Source organism: Streptomyces sp. RGM 3693 (assembly GCF_050471125.1).
In the GTDB taxonomy this organism is placed as follows: domain Bacteria; phylum Actinomycetota; class Actinomycetes; order Streptomycetales; family Streptomycetaceae; genus Streptomyces.
On the sequence record NZ_JBMPPQ010000002.1, the window covers coordinates 606,411 to 628,576 of the forward strand.

Genomic DNA, 22,166 nt, shown 5'->3' on the forward strand with positions numbered 1-22,166 from the left:
GGCGCAGCACGGATGATTTCAGTGGGCCGGGTCATCCCGCGCCCGAGGGGACCGGGGCTCCCGAGCCGACAAGGAAGGAGCGGACCGCTACCCGGTAGTTCGCACCTGAGGAGTCCCTCATGTCGCAGCCGTCTCCCACCCATTCCGCGGACCGTGCCCCCGTGCCGGACAGCGCGGCCGCCGAGGCGGACCCGCCGTTCGGTCCCGATCTGAGCATCGGCGCCGGCACCACCACCCCGTACGAGGACTACGTCCGCGCGAGCGTCCTCACCCACCTCCAGCAGCTCCAGTCCGACGACCCCGGCGAGATGGTCTTCCTGGTCACCACCCAGGTGATGGAGCTGTGGTTCACCGTCATCGTCCACGAGTGGCACACCGCCGCCGAGGCGCTGCGCCGGGACGAGTTGCCGGTGGTGATGGACGCCCTGCGTCGTTCCACGTGGGAGCTGGAGGCGCTGAACGCCGCGTGGAAGCCGCTCGCCCGGCTGACGCCGGCGCAGTTCAACGCCTACCGCAGCGCGCTCGGCGAGGGCAGCGGTTTCCAGTCCGCGATGTACCGGCGGCTGGAGTTCCTGCTCGGCGAGAAGTCCGCGTCGATGCTGGTGCCGCACCGCGGCAACCCGGAGGACCACGCCGCGCTGGAGAAGGCGCTGCACGAACCGAGCCTGTACGACGAGGTGCTGCGGCTGCTGGCCCGCCGCGGCCATCCGATACCGGAGGCCGTCCTGCGGCGCGACCCGACGCAGCGGCACGAACCGGACCCGGCCGTCGAGGAGGTCTGGGCCGCCCTCTTCGCGGGCCCGCAGGACTCCGAACTCGTCCGGCTCGGTGAGCTGTTGACCGATGTCGCGGAACTGGTCTGGCGCTGGCGCAACGACCATCTGGTCGCGACCCGGCGGGCGATGGGAGCGAAAATGGGTACCGGCGGATCCGCGGGAGTCGCCTGGCTGGAGAAGCGGGCCCGCAAGAACGTCTTCCCCGAGCTGTGGACGGCGCGAAGCCATGTCTGAGAGCCGCGAAACCCCGCAGAGCCCCGGCCCCACCGCTACCGGGGCGCGCAAGCACGCCGCCCGCGCCGCGGAACTGGACGCGGTCGGGCCGCTCGCCACGACCCGTGACCGGTTCGTCCTCGACGACACCGTCTACCTCGACGGCAACTCCCTTGGTGCGCTGCCCCGGTCGGTGCCCGACCGGATCGCCGAGGTGATCAACCATGAGTGGGGCGAGCTGCGCATCCGCTCCTGGACCGAGGCCGGCTGGTGGACCGCGCCCGAGCGGATCGGCGAGAAGATCGCCCCGCTCATCGGGGCGGCCCCGGGCCAGGTCGTGGTCGGCGACTCCACCAGCGTCAACGTCTTCAAGGCGGTGATCGGCGGCATCCGGATGGCCGGGAAGGGCTGTACGGAGATCCTGGTCGACGCCACGACCTTCCCCACCGACGGCTACGTCGCCCGTTCCGCGGCCCGGATGGCCGGCCTCGCGGTCCGGCCGGTCGAGCCCGCGCGGATCGCCGACGAGGTCACCGAGCGGACCGCGCTGGCCCTGGTCAACCACGTCGACTACCGCACCGGCGAGCTCAACGACATGGCCCAGATCACCGCCGCGCTGCACACCGCGGGCGCGCTGGCGGTCTGGGACCTGTGCCACAGTGCCGGGGCGCTGCCGGTCGCGCTGGACGCCTGCGGGGTGGATCTCGCGGTGGGCTGCACCTACAAGTACCTCAACGGCGGCCCGGGTTCGCCCGCGTACCTCTACCTCCGCGAGAGCCTCCAGGAGCGGTTCGAGTCACCGTTGCCCGGCTGGAACTCGCACGCCGACCCGTTCGGTATGGACCCCGGCTACGCTCCGGCCGACGGCGTCCTGCGCGGCCGGGTCGGCACCCCCGACATCCTCTCGATGCTGGCCCTGGAGGCGGCGTTGGAGGTGTGGGAGGGCGTCGCCATCGAGGACGTGCGCACCAAGAGCCTGGCGCTGACCGACTTCTTCCTGGAGTGCGTGGCCGCGTACGCGCCGCCCGGGTGGGTCCGCTCGGTCACCCCGGATGAGCACCGGCGGCGCGGTAGCCAGGTGTCGTTGGCGTGTTCCCCCAAGCTCTCCCCCGCGGTCGAGCCGGGCGGTACCCCCCTGGCCGGCACGGTCATGGCGGAGCTGATCCGGCGCGGAGTGGTCGGCGACTTCCGTCACCCCGATGTGCTGCGCTTCGGCTTCACCCCGCTGTACACCACCTTCGCGGACGCGGAGCGGGCGGCGTGGGTGCTCGGCGAGGTCCTGCGGGAGCAGGCCGCGGCGGCGCCGTCGTCGGACTCGTCGTCGGACTCGGTGTCGGACCCGGCGTCGGACGGGACGGCGCGGGGGACCGGGGCGGAGCCGGGCGCGGGAGCCGCGGCGGACGGCGCCACCGGGTGAGCGCGGCGGACGAGGAGGCGGCGCTGCTGGGGCTCGCCCCGGTGGCGCCGGACCGGACGGTCCCCTACGGCCCGCACCCGGACCAGGTCGTGGACCTGTACGGGCCGTGGCCGGGGACCGGGCCGCTCGTCGTCCTGCTGCACGGCGGGTTCTGGCGGGCCGCGTACGACCGGCGCCACCTCTCGCCGTGCGCGGCGGAGCTGGCGCGGCACGGTCTGCCGGTCGCGCTCGCCGAATACCGCCGGGTCGGCGCGGGCGGCGGCGCGCCGCAGACGTTCCAGGACGTCCCGGCGGCCATCGAAGCGGCGGCCGGCGCCGGGGCGGTTCCGGCCGCCCCGCCCCGCGAGGTCGTGCTCGTCGGGCACTCCGCGGGCGGCCACCTCGCGCTGCTCGCCGCCGCCCGCCCCGGCACGCCGGTGACCCGGGTCATCGCGGTGGCCCCGGTCGCCGACCTGGCGCGCGCCCACGAGCTGGGCCTCAGCGACGGCGCGGTCGGCGAGCTGCTTGGCACCGGGCCCGGTTTCGCCGGCCGGCTGGCCGCCGCCGACCCGGTCCGCCAGCCGCCCGCCGGCGTCCCCGTCACCCTCCTGCACGGCACCGACGACCCCGACGTCCCGCCGGACCTCTCCCGCCGCTACGCCGCCGCCCACCCCGCCGCCACCGCACTGCGCGAACTGCCCGGCACCGGCCATTACGCCGCGCTGACGCCCGGCACCGGCGCCTTCCGCGCCCTGCTGGGGCTGCTGCGGGGCGGCGGACCGGCGCCCGAGGAACCGCCCGGAACGCGGCCCACCGCACCGCGTAGTACTTGAGACGGACGCCGGCAGATCCCCTTCGGTGAGGACGCCGCGAGGGGCCGTCGCTGCTTACCGTGGTGTGCGTGAACGAGACGACCCAGACGCAGGGCCACCTGCGCTCGGAGGCGCGGATAGTCCACGGCGTGCTGCACACCCTGCGCCAGGACCTGTTCGTCGGTGCCTTCGCCTTCCACCCGCTGCCGCCGTTGGACGACGCCAAGCTCGCCCGGCGGCTGCCGTGGCTGCCCGGCCGGGTCAGGCGACTGACCCGCTGGCTCCCCCACAGCGCCGTCGCCTTCCTCTCGGCCTGCGTCTTCCTGGGGTCCGCCGCCCCCGGCTACGACGCCGGCTCGGCGCGTCAGATGGTCGACGTCGTACTCGCGCTGCTGATGGCGGTGCCGCCGGTGCTCGTCCTCTTCCGGCCGGTGGGCGCCTTCTGGCTGTCGCTGCTGGCGTTCGTCGTGGAGTCGATCGGCGCCCGGTTCTACTCGCCGTACGCCGATGTCTGGAGCAACACCTTCGTCGTCCACCTCATCGTGATGACGCTGGTGGTGCTGCGCACCCGACCGCGGCTGGCGGTGGAGATGTGGGCGGTCACCTTCGGGCTGGGGTCGGTGCTGTCGGTGCTCGTCGGGGGTGGTGCGCTGGGCGATATGCCGCCGGTGGCGTTCTTCTCCGGGGTCCTGCTGGTCTCCGCCGCCGCGGTCCGGGCCTGGCGGGAGGAGCGCCGGCAGGTCGTGGTGACCCGCAGCGTCACCGCCGAGGAGCGGTCCCGCCGCACCCTGCTGGAGGAGCGGGCGCTGATCGCCCGGGAACTGCACGACGTGGTGGCGCACCATATGTCAGTGATCGCCATCCAGGCCGAGGCGGCGCCCTACCGGGTCGCCGATCCGCCGCCCGAGCTCGCCAAGTCCTTCGCCACCATCCGGGAGAACGCCGTCGCGGCACTCACCGAACTCCGCCGCATCCTCGGCGTGGTCCGCTCCGAGGACCCGGACGCCTTCGCCGAACGCGACCCGGAGGCCCCGCAGCCGACCCTGGCCAGCCTCGATGCGCTCATGGAAAGCGTCCGGGGCGCCGGGCTGGCCGTCGAGGCGGTGGTCACCGGATCCGTCCGGCCGCTGCCGCAGGGCGTGGAACTGTCCGCGTACCGGATCGTGCAGGAGGCGCTGAGCAACGCGCTGCGGCACTCGCCGGGTGCGGACGCGCGGGTGGAGGTCTCCTACGTCCTGGGCGGGATCGGCCTGCGGATCGTCAACGGTCCCCCGAGCCGGCTCGCCAAGCCGTCGCCGGGCGCCGGCCACGGGCTGCTCGGCATGCGGGAGCGGGTGCAGATGCTCGGTGGTGAGATGACGGCCGACCACACCGCGGACGGCGGCTTCGAGGTCGCGGCCTTCCTCCCGGTGGCGAACACGGCCGGGGACACCGCGCCGGGCGGGAGCGCAGCATGATCCGGGTATTGATCGTCGACGACCAGGTGATGGTCCGCGAGGGCTTCTCCGTGCTGCTCAACGCCATGCCGGACATCGAGGTCGTCGGGGAGGCCGTCGACGGCCGGCAGGCGGTGCAGAAGGTCGCGCTCCTCAAGCCGGACGTGGTCCTGATGGACATCCGGATGCCGGAGATGAACGGCCTGGAGGCGACCCGCGAGATCGTCGCCGCCGACGCGGACGCCAAGGTGCTGGTGCTGACCACCTTCGACCTGGACGAGTACGTCTACCAGGCGCTGCGGGCCGGGGCCAGCGGCTTCTTGCTCAAGGACGCCTCGGCCGGCCAGCTCGCCGAGGGCGTACGGATCGTCGCCGCCGGCGAGGCGCTGCTCGCCCCCACCGTCACCAAGCGCCTGATCAACGAGTTCTCCCGGCTGGGCTCGCCGCGCGCCCCAGCCCAGGAGCGGATCGGCGACCTGACGGAACGGGAGACCGAGGTCCTGGTGCTGGTGGCCCAGGGCCTGTCCAACGGTGAGATCGCCGCCCATCTCGTCGTCGCCGAATCGACGGTGAAGACCCACGTCAGCCGGATCCTGGTGAAGCTGGGGCTGCGCGACCGCACCCAGGCGGCGGTCTTCGCCTACGAGGCGCGGCTGGTGACGCCGGGCGGCTGACGCACGGCGCCGCCGCTCGCCCCGAACTATCCACAGCCTGTGGACAATGTCGCGCGCCGAACGGAGTGCGCCGCCGGAGTCCGCTACGGCTCCGGCGGCGCACGACTACGGGATCAGCCGATGTCGCGCCGGCGCAGCCCGGCGAGACCGGCGGATATGAGTACGACCGAGAGGGCCGTCAGCCAGAGGAAGGGCGCGGCCGTCGCCGCCCCGCCGGGCAGCTTGGGCAGGTGTCCGTACGGCGAGAGGTCCATGGCCCACTGGGGGAGCCGCAGCACCGGGCCGAGCCAGCCGAGGGCCAGGAAGCCGCCGGTCAGCGCCCAGACCGCACCGCTCGCCCCGGGCAGCACGCCGAGGACGGCCATCGCCACCGCGGCGAGCGTCCACACCGCCGGGACCTGGGCGAGCGCGGCGGCCAGCACCCGGCCGGTGCCGCCTGAGACGTCGCCGACCGAGGCGCCGTAGGTGATCCCCAGCGTCAGACCGCCGGCGGCCAGCACCACGGCCGTGCCCACCAGCGCGATGACCAGATGGCCGCCCGCCCAGCGCAGCCGGCCCACCGCGCCCGCCAGGAGCGGTTCCGCACGACCGGCGGTCTCCTCGGCGCGCATCCTGAGCACCGCCCCCACGGCGTAGAGCGCGGCGACCATGCCGAGGATGCCGGTGATCGAGGCCAGGAAGGCGTCCGTCAGGGACTGCTGCCCGCCGAGCCGTTCGAAGATCTCCCGGGTCTGCTGATTGCCGCCGACCATGCTCGCGGCGCCCTTGGCGATCCCGCCGAACACCGCTCCGGCGAGCGCGAACCCGGCCGTCCAGCCCGCCAGGGTGGTCCGCTGGAGCCGCCAGGCCAGGCCGGCGGGGCCGCCGAGCGAGCGGGGCGCGCGGGCCGGGCCGGGGCGGGCCGGCAGGAAACTCATCCCCAGGTCGCGGCGGGCGCTCAGGGCGTAGGCCGCCGTGGTCGCCAGTGCGGTCGCGGCGGCGAAGAGCAGGACCACCCACCAGCGCTCGCCGGCGTAGGCGCGGAGGTTCTGTGCCCAGCCGACGGGGGAGAGCCAGGTGAGCGCGGAACCGGCGCCGCTCCCGGGCGCGCCGCTTCCGTCGGACGCGTCACCGGCGGCGCGCAGTGCGAAGGCGGCGCCCAGGGCCGCGCCGGTCAGCCCCTTGGCCAGCCGGGCGCTCTCGGTGAGCTGGGCGGCGATCGCGGCCAGGGCGGCGAAGAGCAGACCGGTGCCGCCGATCGCGAGGCCCAGCGCGAGCGATCCGCCCACCGGCCGGCCGGCGGCGGCGAGCCCGGCGGCGGTCAGCACGGCGACCCCCGCGTCGGCGATCAGCGCCGCCAGCAGGGCCGCGGTCAGCGGCGCCCGCCGGCCCACCATGGCGGCGGAGAGCAGCTCCTGACGGCCGGTCTCCTCCTCCTCGCGGGTGTGCCGGACGACGATCAGCAGGCTCATCACGGCCGCCAGCACCGCCCCGAACCCGGCCATCCGCCAGGCGACCAGCCCACCCAGGGAGTCGTCGAAGACCGGCCCGTACAGGGCGCGCAGCGAGCCGTTGGCGTTCATCGACGCGGCCAGCTGGGCGCGTTGGGCGGCGGTGGCGTAGAGCGAGGCGAAGGACGGGCCCATGGCGACCACGGACAGCCCGAGGACCAGCACCCAGACCGGGATCATCAGCCGGTCGCGGCGCAGCGCCAGGCGCAGCAGGGTGCCGGTGCCGGTCAGGTGGCGCGGACCGGCGGGGCGGACGGCGGCAGGTGCGGCCAGGGCGCTCATCGGGTCACCGCCCCTTCGGTCCGGGCATCGTCCCGGCGGCGGGCGTCGGGGCGGAGGTCGTCCTGGTAGTGCCGGAGGAAGAGCTCCTCCAGGGTGGGTGGGGTGCTGGTGAGGCTGCGCAGACCGGCCGCGCCGAGCGGGCCGAGCACCGCGCCGAGCCGGTCGGTGTCGACCTGGAGCCGGACGCGGCAGCCCGGGCCGCCCTGGAGCGGCTGGACGGTGAGGCCGTGGATGCCGGGCAGCCCGTCGAGCCCGGCCGGCGGGCCGGCCAGCTCGGCGACCACGGTCGTCCGGGTCAGGTGGCGCAGCTCCCCCAGGGAGCCGGATTCGACGGTGCGGCCCTTGCGGATGATGCTGACGCGGTCGCAGAGCGCCTCGACCTCGGACAGTACGTGGCTGGAGAGCAGGACCGTGCGGCCCCGGTCGCGCTCCTCGGCGACGCAGCTCTGGAAGACCTCCTCCATCAGCGGGTCCAGTCCGGAGGTCGGCTCGTCGAGGATCAGCAGGTCGATGTCGGAGGCGAAGGCGGCGACCAGCGCGACCTTCTGGCGGTTGCCCTTGGAGTAGGTGCGCCCCTTCTTGGTGGGGTCGAGCTCGAAGCGCTCCAGCAGTTCGTCCCGCCGGGCGGGGTCCAGTCCGCCGCGGAGCCGTCCGTAGAGGTCGATGACCTCGCCGCCGGAGAGGTTGCGCCACAGGGTGACGTCGCCGGGGACGTAGGCGACACGGCGGTGGATCTCGACGGCCGCCTGCCAGGGGTCCTTGCCGAGGACCTGCGCGGCGCCGCGGTCGGCGCGCAGCAGGCCGAGCAGGACCCGGAGGGTGGTGGACTTCCCTGCGCCGTTGGGCCCGAGGAAGCCGTGCACCTCACCGGCCTCGACGCGGAGGTCGAGGCCGTCCAGCGCGTGGGTCCGGCCGAAGGACTTGTGGAGGCCGGCCACCCGGATTGCGGGGGAGAACACCTTCGTCATGCTTCCGAAGATACGCTAGTTTCATAAATTTGTGAAGTTAAGAAAGCGTATAAAGTTGAGGGACGGCTCTGAACAGGGGAGATGATGCGGAGATGAGTGAGCAGCGACAGCAGGACACGGGCCCGGCGGCGGCCCGCGACGACGAGGCGGTCCTGACGTTCGTCGAGCGGTTCGCGGCGCAGATGGTCGACGCGGGGATGCAGCGGATGCCGGCCCGGGTCTTCTCCTGCCTGTTGGCGTCCGACTCCGGCGTCCTGACCTCCGCCGAACTGGGCGAGCGGCTCCAGGTCAGCCCGGCGGCCGTCTCCGGCGCGATCCGCTACCTCTCACAGGTCGGCATGGTCAGCCGCGAGCGCGAGCCCGGCTCCCGCCGCGATCGCTACCGCGTCCACAGCGACCAGTGGTACGAGGCCCTGACCCGCCGGGACAGCGTTCTGACCCGCTGGGAGGACGTGCTGCGTGAGGGTGTGGACAGCCTCGGCCGGGGCAGCGCCGCCGGCCGCCGGCTCGGCGAGACGTTGGCCTTCACGGAGTTCATGCAGCAGGAGCTCATGGGCATGATGGACCGCTGGCGCGACCACCTCGAAAAGCTCCGCACGGACGAGGAGGCCGGCCCGGCGGCGGCCCGGGAGGGCGCGCAGGAGAACGGCCCGGCGCCGCGGCGCTGACCCGGAGACCCCGCCGGCCGGCACCCCGCCCGCGGGGCCGGCACCCCGGGCCCGTCTCACCCCTGCCGGGGCAACTGCAGCCGCCAGGCCCCCGGCTGCACCGTCCAGGTCCGGGTCCGCACCGGCCCGCCGACCAGCGCGTCCGCCCGATAGCGGAAGTCCGCCCCGGACACCGTCACCGCCCGCGCCCGGACCCGCACCGGCCGCTCCCCGCCCGTCCAGTGCACGACCACCTCGGCCAGCCCGCCGGGCCGCCCCACCAGGCCACCGGCCCCGGCGCCGTCGTCCCCGGCGCACGGCACCACCGACACCCCGCGCACCGGCCGGTCCAGATCCACCAGCAGCGCCCCGTCGGCCTCGACCCGCAGCCGCAGCCGCTGCGCGGGCACCCGCCCGCGCCGGCCCCCGCCGATCTCGGCCGCGCCCGGCCGCGGAGCGCCCCAGCGCCCGGCCGCGGGCGTGGCCAGCAGCGACAGCGCCGTACGGGCGGTGCGCGCCGCCGGCTTCCACCAGGGCTGGTGCCCGGCCGTCGGATCCGCCGAGTCGGGCCCCGCGTCCCCGGGGGCCATGGCCCGCTCCGGGTGCCCGGCGGCCCCCGACGCCCCGTGGCCGGCCCGCTCGCCGCACTCCTCGTAACCGCCGTACGCCCCGTATTCCGGCAGCGCTCCGGCCACGTCACCGCACGGGATCCGCAGCCCGCCCAGCACGATGCCGTCGCTGTCGTCCGTGAGCAGGTCCATCGGCCGCTCCCCGCCGTCCAGGACGGTCCGCGCGGCGGCCACCGCGTCCGTGGGCACGCCCAGCGTCCGGCTCAGCGCGACCGTCTCCGGCGTGCCTACCGGGACGATCGACAGCGGCACCCCGGCCAGCTCGCGCTCCCTATGGAGCAGACCCACCGCCCGCAGCAGCGCCCGGTCGTCGCCGATCACCACCGGGCGGCGTCGGCCGCGCCGGGCCAGTGCCTGGGCGAACTCCTCCGGCCCCTCCGGGAGGCAGATCTTCGCCCCTGCGCCGGCAGACAGGACGTCCTTCGCGATCCGCACGGACTCGCCGTCCGTCCTGCGGGCGATCGGATCGATGACCACAAGCAGGGGGCACCCCCGAACGGAGTCCGCGGGAGAGTGCCCAGAAGACTGCGCCGACACCTCGGTCCTTCCTCAGGTAGCATCTCGGTGCAAGAGCCCCTTGCGCTATTGCGCCAGGGGCTTCGTCTATTCCGGGGCACCGGTCCGACGGCTCCGGCGACGACGTACGCGTGAACACGCGGACGCCGCGCCATCCACGCACGTTGGACATGCCCCGCCCGGAAGGGGTGTACGCCTGTGCCCGCACTTGTGCTGCTCGGTGCTCAGTGGGGTGATGAAGGCAAGGGAAAGGCCACCGATCTGCTCGGTGGGTCCGTGGACTACGTAGTGCGTTACCAGGGCGGCAACAACGCCGGCCACACGGTTGTCGTGGGTGACCAGAAGTACGCACTGCACCTCCTCCCTTCCGGAATCCTCTCGCCGGGGTGCACCCCGGTCATCGGCAACGGAGTCGTCGTCGACCCGGCGGTCCTGCTCTCCGAGCTGAGCGGACTCAACGAGCGCGGCGTCGACACGTCCAAGCTGCTGATCAGCGGTAACGCGCATCTGATCACGCCGTACAACATCACCGTCGACAAGGTGACGGAACGCTTCCTCGGAAAGCGGAAGATCGGCACCACGGGGCGCGGTATCGGCCCCACCTACGCGGACAAGATCAACCGCACCGGCATCCGGGTCCAGGACCTCTACGACGAGTCGATCCTGACCCAGAAGGTCGAGGCGGCCCTCGACGTCAAGAACCAGCTGCTGACCAAGCTCTACAACCGCCGCGCCATCGAGGCCGGCCAGGTTGTCGAGGAGCTGCTGGGCTACGCCGACCAGATCAAGGGCTACGTCGCCGACACCACCCTGCTCCTCAACGACGCCCTGGACAACGACAAGGTCGTGCTCTTCGAGGGCGGGCAGGGCACCCTGCTCGACATCGACCACGGCACGTACCCCTTCGTCACGTCCTCGAACCCGACCGCGGGCGGTGCCTGCACGGGTGCGGGCGTCGGCCCCACGAAGATCAGCCGGGTCATCGGCATCCTCAAGGCGTACACCACCCGCGTGGGCGCCGGTCCGTTCCCGACCGAGCTGTTCGACGAGGACGGCGAGGCGCTGCGCCGGATCGGCGGCGAGCGCGGTGTGACCACCGGCCGGGACCGCCGCTGTGGCTGGTTCGACGCGGTCATCGCACGCTACGCGACCCGGGTCAACGGTCTGACGGACTTCTTCCTCACCAAGCTCGACGTCCTCACCGGCTGGGAGCAGATCCCGGTCTGCGTGGCCTACGAGATCGACGGCAAGCGCGTCGAGGAGCTGCCCTACAGCCAGACCGACTTCCACCACGCGAAGCCGGTCTACGAGATGCTGCCGGGCTGGTCCGAGGACATCACCAAGGCCAAGACCTTCTCCGACCTGCCGAAGAACGCCCAGGCGTACGTCAAGGCACTGGAGGAGATGTCGGGCGCCCCGATCTCCGCGATCGGCGTCGGCCCCGGCCGGACCGAGACGATCGAGATCAACTCGTTCCTGTCGTAAGGAACTCGGTACGGCCCCGGCGGTGCGCTTCCGCCGGGGCCGGCTGCCGTCCGGGGTGACGGCGGGGGCGCGCTGCCCCTGCCGTCACCCCGTCTTCGTGTACAGCAGCGGCGCCAGACCGCCCGCGTCGTCGAAGGTGCGCCGCAGTTGGCCGCCCATCAGCTCCAGGGTGCTGGGGGAACCAGGACGGCAGGTGTCGGGCGGGCCGGAGACCACGGTGGACGGGCCGAGCCGCACCGGCGGGCCGGCGCTCTTGAGGGTGGCCGCGAACCGGCAGTCGTACGTGGGCCCGGTGGCCTGCATCCGGAGCACGGTCTCCCCGGGCTTGCCCTGGACGAGGGTGAAGCGGCGCACGTCCAGATGGGAGTCGCCGACCGTGGTCGACCAGATGCCCAGGTAGCCGGCGGGTATGCCGCCGTCGGCCGCCGGGGTCGGGTCCGGCTTGCCCTCGGAGGCGGCGGCGCTGCCGCCCGGTCCGCTCAACAGCGCGTACCCGGTGGCGGTGCCCGCTCCGACCAGCACCAGCGCGGCCACGGCCAGCAGCGCCCGGCGGGTGCGGCGGCGGCGCGCCGGGGCCGGGGCGGCCGGCGGCGCCATGGTGGCGGGCGGGGCCAGGTCCGTGGCGGGCGTCCCGTGCGGGCGGACGGCGGTCGCGTCGGTGGGCGTCCGGTCCGCGCCGGCCTGCGGGTTCTCCGCCTCCAGCAGTTCCACGGCGTGCCGCCCCAGGCGGGCGATCAGCGCGCCCGGGAGCCACGGTTCGTCGTCGGCCGCTCCGGGGGTGTCCGGGCCGTCCTCGGCCCACGCCACCAGTTCCTCGGGCGCGGGGCGCCGGGCCGGGTCCTTCGCCAGGCAGGCGGTGACCAGGTCGTACAGCCCCTGGGGGAGCCCGGTCAGGTCCGGCTCCTCTTCGGCGATGCGGTACATCATCGCGTGCGGCAGGGTTGTCGCGGAGCCGAACGGCTGCCGGCCGGTGGCCGCGTACACCAGCACCGAGCCGAGGCAGAAGACGTCGCAGGCCGGCGTGAGCGGCTCGCCGCGGACCTGTTCGGGCGCCATGAAGCCGGGGGAGCCGACCGCGGATCCGGTGTGCGTCACCGCGCTCGTGGTGACCCCCTCAAGGGCCCGTGCGATGCCGAAGTCGATGACCCGCGGGCCGTCCAGGGTCAGCAGGACGTTGGACGGTTTGAGGTCGCGGTGGATGATGCCGGCGGTGTGGATGGAGCGCAGTGCGCGGGCCAGTCCGGCGGCCAGGATCCGCACCGTGCGCTCCGGCAGTGGTCCGCTGCCGCCGACGGCCTGTTGGAGGGCGGGGCCGGCGATGTAGCCGGTGGCCAGCCACGGGGTCTCGGCCTCGGTGTCCGCGTCCAGGACGGGGGCGGTCCACTGCCCGCCCACCTTGCGGGCGGCCCGCACCTCGTGGCGGAAGCGGGCCCGGAACTCCTCCTGGTGGGCCAGTTCTGCGCGGACCAGTTTGACCGCGACGGTCCGGCCGCGGTCCGAACGGGCCAGGAACACCCGCCCCATGCCGCCCTCGCCGAGCCGTCCCAGCAGGCGGTACTCGCCGATCTGCTGGGGGTCGTGTGCGCTGAGCGGCGCCAGCCCGCCGGGCCGTCCGGCCTGCCCCTGCTGCCCCGCTCGTCCCGGCTGTGCCATGATCCGCCGCCCCTTTGCCCCGGGTTTCCCCGCCTCCGCCCTGTGGGAGCGGTCACTCGTCCGCGGTGAGGATATCGAGGTCGTACCTCCGGCCGGTGGGGTGGTATTCGGCCAAGGCGTGCGCCTGTGGGAGCGAGTCGGGTCACGGCCGTCCATGAGGGGCCGGGTTCCGAGCGGCGAGGTGTACGGATGGGCTGACGCACCGTCAGCGTTGTGCCCCTGTCCGGGAACTGACGCAATGGATGGCCGATTCCGCATCCCGGAACTTTCCAGGGTTATCGATCGTAAAGAAAGGAGAAAAACCGCAGAGAGCGACGACAGGACCCGCACGATCCCCCGTCCCCCATTCTCCAAGGAGACCGTGTGATACCCGCCGTACGAGCCCTTGCGCGGGCGGCCATGGCCGCCCGCCCCGTCCCGCTGGCCGAGGTCCAGGCCCGCGCCGAGCTCCTGGCCCGCTTCAGTACCACCTACCTCGTCCCGGTCGACGTCTTCGCCGCCTTCGCGGCCGAGCTCACCGACCGTCGCCGCCCCGGCGGCCCGTTCGCGGCCCTGTGCATCAACGGCCGCCGCTGGTTCCGCTACCAGTCCGTCTACTACGACACCCCCGACCTGCGCTCCTTCCACGACCACCGGCAGCGCAACCTGCTCCGCTTCAAGATCCGCGAGCGGCTCTACGCGGACACCGGCGAGCGGCAGTTCGAGGTCAAGCTCAAAGAGGAGCACGGCCGGACGGTCAAGCACCGGCAGCCGCTGATGCCCGGCGACCCGGCCCTGGGCGAGGCCCCGCGGGACTTCCTCGCCACCGTGCTCGACCGCTCCTACGGCATCCAGGCCCCCACCGAACTGGGCCGCTCCATCGAGACCGACTACCAGCGGGCCACCTTCGTCGCCGACGGCCAGCGGGTCACCTGCGACGCCGCGCTGATCTGCCGCGACCTGGAGTCCGGCCGCACCGTACGGGCCGACGGCGGACTGGTCGTCGTCGAGACCAAGACCGCCGGCCGGCTCACCGAGGCCGACCGGCTGCTGACCGCGTACGGCGTCCCGGCCGCCGACTTCACCAAGTACTGCGGCGGGCTGTCGGCGCTCCGCCCGCACCTGTACGCCAACCACTGGAGCGGGCCGGTCCGGACCGCCTTCCCCACCGCCGCGGCGGCCTGACCGGTGCGCGGGGCGGCCAGCCCTGAGTGCCGCGGATCCTGACGATGCCCGGGGGCAGGTACCCCCACCCCCGGGCATCCCTGGAGTTTCCTCCAGGAGCGTAGACATTCTGTCCGCGCGCGTGGTGAGCGCCATACACAGTGTCGGTACCGGTCAGCGGACCGTGATCCCTAGGCTGGGAGCCGTTCGCCGTTCCTGTCCAGCGGCGGACCCCGCGACCGATCCGAGGTAGTGACCGTGACCACGAAGCACCCCGACCCCGCCGCCGGCGCCGCTGTGAAGGCCGCCGACCGCGCGCACGTCTTCCACTCCTGGTCCGCGCAGGGCCTGATCGACCCGCTGCCGGTCGCCGGTGCCGAGGGCTCGTACTTCTGGGACTACGACGGCAACCGCTACCTCGACTTCTCCTCCCAGCTGGTCAACACCAACATCGGCCACCAGCACCCCAAGGTCGTCGCGGCCATCCAGGAGCAGGCCGGCAAGCTGTGCACGCTCGCCCCGGGCTTCGCGGTGGACGTCCGCTCCGAGGCCGCCCGGCTGATCGCCGAGCGCACCCCCGGTGACCTCGACAAGATCTTCTTCACCAACGGCGGTGCCGAGGCGGTGGAGAACGCCGTCCGGATGGCCCGGCTGCACACCGGCCGCGCCAAGGTGCTGTCCACATACCGCTCGTACCACGGCGCCACCGCCGCCGCGATCAACCTCACCGGTGACCCGCGCCGCTGGCCCTCCGACACCGCCTCGGCCGGCGTCGTCCACTTCTGGGGCCCGTTCCTGTACCGCTCCCCGTTCCACGCCGAGAACGAGGCCCAGGAGTGCGAGCGCGCCCTGGCCCACCTGGAAGAGACCATCGCCTTCGAGGGCCCGCAGTCGATCGCCGCGATCATCCTGGAGACCGTGCCCGGCACCGCCGGCATCATGGTCCCGCCGCCCGGCTACCTCGCCGGCGTCCGCGAGATCTGCGACCGCCACGGCATCGTCTTCATCCTCGACGAGGTGATGGCGGGCTTCGGCCGCACCGGCCACTGGTTCGCCGCCGACCACTTCGATGTCACCCCCGACCTGCTGACCTTCGCCAAGGGCGTCAACTCCGGCTACGTCCCGCTCGGCGGTGTGGCGATCAGCGCCGAGATCGCTGCCACCTTCGACCGGCGGCCCTACCCCGGCGGCCTGACCTACTCCGGTCACCCGCTGGCCTGCGCCTCCGCCGTCGCCACCCTCAACGCGATGGCCGAGGAGCGGATCGTGGAGAACGCCGCGGAGATCGGCGAGAAGGTGATCGGCCCGGCGCTGCGCGAGATCGCCGAGCGGCACCCCTCGGTCGGCGAGGTCCGCGGCCTGGGCGTCTTCTGGGCCCTCGACCTGGTCCGCAACAAGGAGACCCGCGAGCCGCTGGTGCCCTACAACGCGGGCGGCGCCGACAACGCCCCGATGGCCGAGTTCGCCGCAGCCTGCAAGAGCCGCGGCCTGTGGCCGTTCGTGAACATGAACCGCACCCACGTCGTCCCGGCCTGCACCATCACCGAGGCCGAGGCCAAGGAGGGCCTCGCCGCCCTCGACGAGGCCCTGACGGCCGCGGACGCGCACACCGTCTGAGCGCACCCGCCGGGCAGCCCTCCGCGCGGCCCTCGCCTATCGTGGGCGGGGGCCGCGCGGCGCGTTGTTTCACGTGAAACCGCGGCAACCCCCTCGCCTATGGTGGAGGCGGGCCGCTCCCACCTGCGGTCATGGACGTCGAAGGAGACGCACCGAATGGCCCCGGGCTCGGACAGCTCCGTGATACGGCGCAGCACCCTGCGCGAGCAGATCGCCGACGCGCTGCGCGACGAGATCCTGGCGGGCCGGCTGCCGTCCGGCCACCCGTTCACCGTCAAGGAGATCGCCGACCAGTACGGCGTCTCCGCGACACCGGTGCGCGAGGCGCTGCTCGACCTGTGCGCCCAGGGCCTGCTCGACATCGAGCAGCACCGCGGCTTCAAGGTGCACGCCTTCACCACCGACGACTTCCGCGCCATGGTCGAGGCCCGCACCCTGATCATCGAGGGCATCTTCCGCAGCAACGCCGAACGGGCGCTGCTGGCCACCCCCGCCGAGGTGCTGATCTCCATCCGCCGCCGCGCCGAGGAGGCCGAACGCGCCGCCCGGGCCGGCGACCTGGACGTCCTCATCGGCTACGACCTGCGGTTCTGGCGCGAACTGAGCGGCATCGTCCAGAACCCCTACATCAGCGACTTCCTGGACCGGATCCGCGTCCAGACCTGGATGTTCGCGGTGCCGCTGCTGCGCCGCGAGCCGTGCCTGGCGGGCCGGCTCTGGCACGGTCACAGCGAACTGGCCAACGCCCTGCTGCGGCACGACCTGCCGGACGCCCAGCGGCTGATCGCCGAGTACAACGAGCACTCCCTCGCTCTCGTCGGAACGGCCGGGTAGCACTACGCTGTCCCGACCATCGGCCGTAATGGGCCGTACCCGTGGCTGTACGTGCGCCGGTGCCCTACGTCCCCTACCGGAAGCGAGCCCCCACCCGTGGCATGTGACCTGTGGCTGGTACCCCTCGTCGATGTGCTGTGCCACAGCCCCGACAACCCGTTCTCCGAAGAGATCGCCACCTACAACGACGCCCTGGTGGGCGCGGGCCTGCCGGAGATCCCGGTCTTCACCTACATGCCGGGCCTCTCCGGCGACGTGGCGCCGGTCGCCGGCTTCGACTACGACGCGCTGCACTTCCTGCGCCGTGCCTACCTGCTCAAGTTGTGCGGCCTGGAGGTGACCCCGGTCGACGAACTCGGCGGCGACTACGAGCAGTTGCTGGAGATGTTCGAGACCACCGCGCAGCAGTCCCACCTGGTCTGGCACTACGACCACGCGGGCGCCTACGTCCCGGTCGACTTCCCGCACCCGCTCGCCACCGAGGAACTGCTGGCCGGCGGCGGCCCGTTGGGCTCCTCCCACGGGCTGTTGCGGGACCTCGAACTGGTCGCCCCGGCCCTGGGCATCGACCCGGCGAACCCGCCGGCCGCGCCCGCGCCGCCGGCCGGCCCCACCTCCCTGGAGGAGCGGGCCACCGCGGTCCCCCTGGACGACGGTCCGTTCGCCCGGGAACGGCACGTCTGGCTCGGGCTGCACGCGGCCGCCACCCGGAGCCTGGGCCAGGGCTCCATGATCGTCTTCAGTTGAGCGGTCCGGACCGGCGGGAGGTCCGCCCCCGGCTCTGCCGGGCTCCCGGCCGGTCCCCGCTCAGCGCGGGGCCTCCGGCGGCCGCTGCCGCGGCATGTTCGGCCGCGAGCCGGGCGTCCTCGGGAACCGCCCCGGATGCCCCGGACCCTCCGACCGCGGCGCCGTCCACGGCAGCACCGCATGGGTGGCCTGCGGCACCGGAGCGGACCGGAACTCCACCATCCAGTCCGTCGTCTCCGTGCGGACCAGCTCCCCGATGTCCTCGTTGAACCGCCGCAGCACGCCCAGGCAGCGCTCCGCCGCCTCGCTCGCGGTGCCCTCCGTCGGCCCGAGCACCTCCCGCACGCTCTCCGCCGCCCAGTCGAACTGCAACGCCTCCAGCCGCCGGTGAATCGCCTGCGCGGTGGCCAGGTCCCGCATCCAGCCCGCGGTCATCCCGAAGTACCGGTCGCAGCCCACGCACACCGCGGCCAGCAGCAGCGTCAGCGCGCCCCAGGGCGCCCCGTGCTCCCAGACCCCGGCGAGGTCGAGCAGCGGCAGCGTCCCGCCCGCGGTCACCCCGGCCGCGGCCCCCAGCCGCAGCGCCCGCGCCCCCCGGCGCTTGGCCAGCCGGTCGCGCAGGTACCAGTCGGCGGTGCGCAGCGCGCCCTCCTCGCTCCACAGGTACAGCGCGTCCAGCCGGTTGCCCGGCTCCCCCCAGTCGCCGTGCGGGAAGGCCCGCCCCACGAGGTCGCCGCGGCCCCGGAGCGGTCCGGCGGGGCGGCGCTCCGGCCGGCCTCGTTCCCGGTGGCGGTCCGGCGACCGCCCGCGGCCCCGGTCGGGCCCGCCCTCGCCCCGAGGGGGCCCCTCGGGTTGCATCTCCGGCTGACTCACCCGTGCTCCCTCGTACGCGGATCCGTGGGGTGCGCGCATGGCCTACGGAAGGGCCGCCGCACCGCCCTCTTTCCTACCGCCGAACGGCTGGCCTCTGTCCCAAGATCGCCCGTTTTCCGCCCGGAAGTAGTGCGGGATCCGGTATAGGACGCTCGCGTATCTCACCCGAAAGAGTTGCCGCCGCGGGGGCGGACGGTGCCGGCGCCGCCGTCGGTGGTTTCCGGCCGGGACCCGGACCTTGTGTGATCAGGGCACGCCCGGCGACCGGCCGGTTGGTGCATTCGTCTAGGCTGCACCCCGTGAAGGTCCTCGTCATCGGCGGCGGCGCCCGCGAACACGCCCTGTGCCGCTCTCTGTCCCTCGACCCCGACGTCAGTGCGCTGCACTGCGCCCCCGGCAACGCCGGCATCGCCGAGGTGGCCGAACTCCACGCGGTCGATGCCCTCGACGGCCGGGCGGTGGCAGACCTCGCCGCGGGCCTGGCGGCCGACCTCGTCGTCGTCGGCCCCGAAGCCCCGCTGGTGGCGGGCGTCGCGGACGCGGTCCGCGAGCGCGGCATCCCGGCCTTCGGCCCCTCGGAGCAGGCCGCCGAACTGGAGGGCTCCAAGGCGTTCGCCAAGGACGTGATGGCCGCCGCCGGCGTGCCCACCGCCCGCAGCTACGTCTGCACCACCCCGGAGGAGATCGACGCCGCCCTGGACGCCTTCGGCGCGCCGTACGTGGTCAAGGACGACGGCCTGGCGGCCGGCAAGGGCGTCGTGGTCACCGAGGACGTCGAGGCGGCCCGCGCGCACGCCAACGCCTGCGACCGGGTGGTCATCGAGGAGTTCCTCGACGGCCCGGAGGTCTCCCTCTTCGCCGTCACCGACGGTGAGACCGTCGTCCCGCTCCAGCCCGCCCAGGACTTCAAGCGCGCCCACGACGGCGACCAGGGTCCCAACACCGGCGGCATGGGCGCCTACAGCCCGCTGCCCTGGGCCGACCCCAAGCTGGTCGACGAGGTGCTCCAGACCGTCCTGCAGCCCACCGTCGACGAACTACGGCGCCGCGGCACCCCGTTCTCCGGGCTGCTCTACGCGGGCCTGGCGATCACCTCCCGCGGGGTCCGCGTGATCGAGTTCAACGCGCGCTTCGGCGACCCGGAGACCCAGGTCGTGCTGGCCCGCCTGAAGACCCCGCTGGCCGGCCTGCTGCACGCCGCCGCGACCGGTGCCCTCGCGACCTTCCCGCCGCTGCGCTGGAGCGACGGCGCCGCGGTCACCGTCGTCATCGCCTCCCACAACTACCCGGACACCCCGCGCACCGGCGACCCGATCGACGGCCTGACCGAGGTCGCGGAGCAGGACGCCCCCCACGCCTACGTGCTGCACGCCGGCACCCAGCGCGACGCGTCCGGTGCGGTGCTCAGCGCGGGCGGCCGGGTGCTGTCCGTCACGGCCACCGGCGCCGACCTGGCCACCGCCCGCGAGCGCGCCTACCGCGCCGTCGACCGGATCTCGCTGGACGGCTCGCACCACCGCACTGACATCGCCGCGAAGGCGGCGGCGGGGGAGTAGCGCACGGCGGCTCCGCACCGCGTCCGCGGTCTGCGCGGAGCCGAGGCGCAACTGGGGCATATGTCATTTCCTTGACATATGCCCCAGTTGTGTCGTGGGGCGTACCGCCCGTCGGGAAGCGGCCCAGACCCGTGCGTCTCCGGCCCGTGGCTTTACCCAAAGCCATTCCATCGAGTGACCACGCGGGTATCCGGCTGACGAACCCCGCACCCCCAACTAGGGTGCGGCGCAAGCGTCCTGCGGTCGCGGTGCCGGAATCCCGGCACCGTCGCCCCGGCGGCGTCCGGCAACTGGCCCACCGACATTGCGATGTCAGTGGCCGGTGCCACAGTGGTGGGGAGTGAGCTCGCTCTCTCGCCCGCACACTGCACGACCGTCCGTTCGTCCGTCCCGTCTTCTCTCCGTCCCGTTCCAGCAGGACCGCAGGGGGTGTACAGGCTCGTGGCAAGTCCGGAAACAGGCGTCCTGTCGGCGCGTGGCCGCGCCCTCGCGGTGCTCCGCGTCCGCGGTACGGCATTGGCGGTGGCCCTGCTGCCGGCCGCGGTCGCCGTGGTCCTCCTCGTGGGCGGTGCCACCGGTCGGCTCGGCACCGAAGGCGGCTGGGCGGTGGCCCGCTGGACGGTCGGCGGCCTCACCGTGCTGAGCCTCCTCCTGGCGACGCTGGTCTCCGTGGTCGTCGCCCGGGCCCGGCCCGCGCTCAGCCCTTCCGTGCCGATCGCCGAGGAGGCTGCCCCGGACCTCTACCGCCTGGTCCGCGACCTCGCCGACCGCCTCGACGTCCCCGCCCCCTCGGCGATAGCCCTCACCCCGGACTGCGACAGCTGGCTGGAGGACCGCACGCACCGCGCCCACGGTCCGCCGCGCCCCGCCCGACGGGCCGGCCGCCGGGCGCCCGAGGCCCCGGTCCTGGTCATCGGTTCGCCGTTCCTGTGGTGGATGCGGGTCGCCGAGCTGCGCGCCCTGCTGGCCCCCGTCGTCGCCGGCACCGGCCCGTCCGCACACCCGGACATAGCCGCCGCCCGCCGCTTCATCCGTGGGCTGGACGCGGCCGCCGGGGTCGCCGCCCGCGCCCGGGGCCCGTTGCGTGCCCTCCCGCTCCGCTTCGTCGGCCGGGTCGCCCGGCTGCTGCTGCGCGCCGCCGGCGAGCACGTCGTGCTCATGGAGCGCGGGGTCGCGGCCGCCGCCTCCGAGCGCGCCCAGGGCGTCGACTACGGCCTGCGGGTCGTCGCCCAGGAGCAGGTCGGCCTGGCGTACGCCGGCTGGGACCGGCTGCTGACCAGGGTCGCGCTGCCCGCCTGGCGGATGGGCCGCTGGCCCTCCCGGCTGGACGCCGGCGTGGTCTCCGCGCTCACCGAGCTCTCCCGCCGCGACCGCCTGGCCGAGGGGTTCGCCTCCCGCCTCGGCGAGCGGCCCGCCTGCGACCTCCTGGAGGAGCCCGGCACCATCGACCGGGCGGCCTCCCTGCTGGCCGCCCGGCTGTTCCACGGCGGCCCGGCCGAGCCCGGCCCGGACTGGTCACCGGTCGGTTGGCAGCAGTACCCCCAGGAGATCGTGGACCGGAAGTGGCGGCTGGAGGCCGCCCGGCTGCACCGCGTCCTCGACGAGCTCCCGGCGGCCGGCCAGGCCGACCCCGACCGGGAAGCACCGGACCCGTCCCGCGCACCGGACCGCTCCACCACCCCCGCGGACGCCCCCAGCGCCGCCCCCGCGCCGCCCCTGACGTACGCCGGCGCCCGTGCCCGTACGCCCGCCGCCCCCCATCCCGCGAGCCTTTCCCAAGCATTCGACTCCTCCCCCGAGCTGTCGGCTGCCGCCCCGAGTCCTCAGCTTCGTTCGCGCCGGGGGGTCCCCCGTGCGCCCGGGGGACCTCACTCCGCAGCGGAGACCCCCTTCGCCGAGGAGCCCGCCGCCTGCGCGCCCCCGCCCTGCGGCCCGACCCTGGCCCGGGTCATCGACTGGCTGGCCCGTGACACCCGCGCCGGCGATCTGGTCGCCGCCCGGCTCGGTGCCGAGGTCGCCCGGGAGGAGCGCGAGGAGGCCGCCCGCCAGGCCGTCCGCTCCGCGCAAGCCGACACCACCGGCATCACCTGGGGCGACGGCCCGGCCGACGGCGGCCTCCCGCTCTTCCCGCTGCAACCGCCCCGCACCGCCCGCGAGCTGCTCGCCGACCACGTCACCGCCATGGTCTGCTGCGCCGCCGTGGACACCGCCGGTGCCGCCCCGGGCCTGGACTGGCTCGACGGCCCGGCCCTCCTGGTGGACGGCGCCCGCCGTGCCGACCTGAGCCGCCCGGTGCTCAGCCTGGTCGACGACGGCGACGCCGAACCGCTCCGCGGCTGGCTGCACCGGGTCGGCGTGCGCCCGGAGAAGCCGGTCCGGCTGGGGTGAGCCCCGGCGTACGGGGCGCCCGCCGGACCGG

The 22,166-nt window shown here is 74.1% G+C and carries 18 protein-coding genes; 13 read left to right on the plus strand and 5 right to left on the minus strand.

The genetic code is table 11. The annotated features are described in order from the left end of the window. Positions 1-119: 119 nt before the first annotated feature. The 5 genes from ACO0M4_RS20015 (at position 120) to ACO0M4_RS20035 (ending at position 5,307) form a co-directional block, all read left to right on the plus strand. Positions 120-1,010, plus strand: a complete 891-nt coding sequence (locus ACO0M4_RS20015) for a tryptophan 2,3-dioxygenase family protein (protein WP_430372116.1) — start codon at positions 120-122, stop codon at positions 1,008-1,010. Next, positions 1,003-2,406 carry a kynureninase gene (gene kynU, locus ACO0M4_RS20020; RefSeq protein ID WP_430372117.1) on the plus strand — a complete coding sequence of 468 codons (1,404 nt, stop codon included), beginning with the start codon at positions 1,003-1,005 and terminating at the stop codon, positions 2,404-2,406. The genes ACO0M4_RS20015 and kynU overlap by 8 nt, the downstream gene beginning before the upstream one ends. Next, entirely contained in the window at positions 2,403-3,218 is an 816-nt protein-coding gene (locus ACO0M4_RS20025) for an alpha/beta hydrolase family protein (RefSeq protein ID WP_430372119.1), read from the plus strand. The genes kynU and ACO0M4_RS20025 overlap by 4 nt, the downstream gene beginning before the upstream one ends. A 68-nt stretch (positions 3,219-3,286) precedes the next feature. Then, complete coding sequence (locus tag ACO0M4_RS20030; RefSeq protein WP_430372121.1) at positions 3,287-4,654, plus strand: sensor histidine kinase; 1,368 nt, start codon at positions 3,287-3,289, stop codon at positions 4,652-4,654. Then, positions 4,651-5,307: a response regulator gene (locus ACO0M4_RS20035; protein WP_100600593.1), complete on the plus strand. Its 657-nt coding sequence runs from the start codon at positions 4,651-4,653 to the stop codon at positions 5,305-5,307. Before ACO0M4_RS20030 ends, ACO0M4_RS20035 begins: the two co-directional genes overlap by 4 nt. Before the next feature lie 113 nt (positions 5,308-5,420). Here ACO0M4_RS20035 and ACO0M4_RS20040 read toward each other — a convergent pair whose 3' ends face one another. Beyond that, on the minus strand, positions 5,421-7,079 hold the full coding sequence (locus ACO0M4_RS20040) for an ABC transporter permease (RefSeq protein WP_430372122.1): 1,659 nt from the start codon (positions 7,077-7,079) through the stop codon (positions 5,421-5,423). Continuing rightward, positions 7,076-8,047 carry an ABC transporter ATP-binding protein gene (locus ACO0M4_RS20045; protein ID WP_430372124.1) on the minus strand — a complete coding sequence of 324 codons (972 nt, stop codon included), beginning with the start codon at positions 8,045-8,047 and terminating at the stop codon, positions 7,076-7,078. The genes ACO0M4_RS20040 and ACO0M4_RS20045 overlap by 4 nt, the downstream gene beginning before the upstream one ends. 92 nt (positions 8,048-8,139) lie before the next feature. Here ACO0M4_RS20045 and ACO0M4_RS20050 point away from each other — a divergent pair, with 92 nt between their 5' ends. Next, positions 8,140-8,715, plus strand: coding sequence for a GbsR/MarR family transcriptional regulator (locus ACO0M4_RS20050; protein ID WP_430372125.1), 576 nt, complete (start codon positions 8,140-8,142; stop codon positions 8,713-8,715). 56 nt (positions 8,716-8,771) lie between these two features. Here the strand turns inward: ACO0M4_RS20050 and ACO0M4_RS20055 are convergent, their stop codons facing one another. Further along, the gene (locus ACO0M4_RS20055; protein WP_430372126.1) at positions 8,772-9,800 is read right to left on the minus strand and encodes a hypothetical protein; all 1,029 of its coding nucleotides are present in this window, start codon (positions 9,798-9,800) and stop codon (positions 8,772-8,774) included. 237 nt (positions 9,801-10,037) lie between these two features. On the opposite strand from ACO0M4_RS20055, the gene ACO0M4_RS20060 reads away from it, so the two are divergent. Continuing rightward, the gene (locus ACO0M4_RS20060) at positions 10,038-11,324 is read left to right on the plus strand and encodes an adenylosuccinate synthase (RefSeq protein ID WP_430372127.1); all 1,287 of its coding nucleotides are present in this window, start codon (positions 10,038-10,040) and stop codon (positions 11,322-11,324) included. An 84-nt stretch (positions 11,325-11,408) separates the two neighbouring features. On the opposite strand, the gene ACO0M4_RS20065 is transcribed toward ACO0M4_RS20060, so the two are convergent. After that, positions 11,409-12,977, minus strand: coding sequence for a serine/threonine-protein kinase (locus tag ACO0M4_RS20065; protein WP_430372128.1), 1,569 nt, complete (start codon positions 12,975-12,977; stop codon positions 11,409-11,411). Between the two features lie 363 nt (positions 12,978-13,340). On the opposite strand from ACO0M4_RS20065, the gene ACO0M4_RS20070 reads away from it, so the two are divergent. The 4 genes from ACO0M4_RS20070 to ACO0M4_RS20085 all read left to right on the plus strand — a co-directional run bounded on the left by ACO0M4_RS20070 (position 13,341) and on the right by ACO0M4_RS20085 (position 17,318). Next, entirely contained in the window at positions 13,341-14,141 is an 801-nt protein-coding gene (locus tag ACO0M4_RS20070) for a VTC domain-containing protein (RefSeq protein ID WP_430372130.1), read from the plus strand. 237 nt (positions 14,142-14,378) lie between these two features. Continuing rightward, entirely contained in the window at positions 14,379-15,737 is a 1,359-nt protein-coding gene (locus tag ACO0M4_RS20075) for an aspartate aminotransferase family protein (protein WP_430372131.1), read from the plus strand. Positions 15,738-15,893: 156 nt separating this feature from the next. Next, a complete protein-coding gene (locus tag ACO0M4_RS20080) occupies positions 15,894-16,571 on the plus strand; it encodes a GntR family transcriptional regulator (RefSeq protein ID WP_430372132.1) in 678 nt (225 codons plus the stop codon). 96 nt (positions 16,572-16,667) lie between these two features. Next, entirely contained in the window at positions 16,668-17,318 is a 651-nt protein-coding gene (locus ACO0M4_RS20085) for a hypothetical protein (protein ID WP_430372134.1), read from the plus strand. A gap of 60 nt (positions 17,319-17,378) precedes the next feature. Here ACO0M4_RS20085 and ACO0M4_RS20090 read toward each other — a convergent pair whose 3' ends face one another. Further along, on the minus strand, positions 17,379-18,191 hold the full coding sequence (locus ACO0M4_RS20090; protein WP_430372135.1) for an SLATT domain-containing protein: 813 nt from the start codon (positions 18,189-18,191) through the stop codon (positions 17,379-17,381). Between the two features lie 299 nt (positions 18,192-18,490). Between ACO0M4_RS20090 and purD the strand changes: the two genes are divergently transcribed. Together purD and ACO0M4_RS20100 are read left to right on the plus strand one after the other, a co-directional pair. Continuing rightward, entirely contained in the window at positions 18,491-19,747 is a 1,257-nt protein-coding gene (gene purD / locus ACO0M4_RS20095) for a phosphoribosylamine--glycine ligase (RefSeq protein WP_430372136.1), read from the plus strand. Between the two features lie 441 nt (positions 19,748-20,188). Beyond that, on the plus strand, positions 20,189-22,135 hold the full coding sequence (locus tag ACO0M4_RS20100; RefSeq protein WP_430372138.1) for a hypothetical protein: 1,947 nt from the start codon (positions 20,189-20,191) through the stop codon (positions 22,133-22,135). The last annotated feature ends 31 nt before the right edge of the window (positions 22,136-22,166 follow it).

Excerpts from the sequence above, each read along its gene's own strand:
- ACO0M4_RS20015 (WP_430372116.1), top strand. The coding sequence starts at position 120 with ATGTCGCAGCCGTCTCCCACCCATTCCGCGGACCGTGCCCCCGTGCCG.
- kynU (WP_430372117.1), top strand. The coding sequence starts at position 1,003 with ATGTCTGAGAGCCGCGAAACCCCGCAGAGCCCCGGCCCCACCGCTACC.
- ACO0M4_RS20035 (WP_100600593.1), top strand. The coding sequence starts at position 4,651 with ATGATCCGGGTATTGATCGTCGACGACCAGGTGATGGTCCGCGAGGGC.
- ACO0M4_RS20040 (WP_430372122.1), bottom strand. The coding sequence starts at position 7,079 with ATGAGCGCCCTGGCCGCACCTGCCGCCGTCCGCCCCGCCGGTCCGCGC.
- ACO0M4_RS20045 (WP_430372124.1), bottom strand. The coding sequence starts at position 8,047 with ATGACGAAGGTGTTCTCCCCCGCAATCCGGGTGGCCGGCCTCCACAAG.
- ACO0M4_RS20050 (WP_430372125.1), top strand. The coding sequence starts at position 8,140 with ATGAGTGAGCAGCGACAGCAGGACACGGGCCCGGCGGCGGCCCGCGAC.
- ACO0M4_RS20065 (WP_430372128.1), bottom strand. The coding sequence starts at position 12,977 with ATGGCACAGCCGGGACGAGCGGGGCAGCAGGGGCAGGCCGGACGGCCC.
- ACO0M4_RS20080 (WP_430372132.1), top strand. The coding sequence starts at position 15,894 with ATGGCCCCGGGCTCGGACAGCTCCGTGATACGGCGCAGCACCCTGCGC.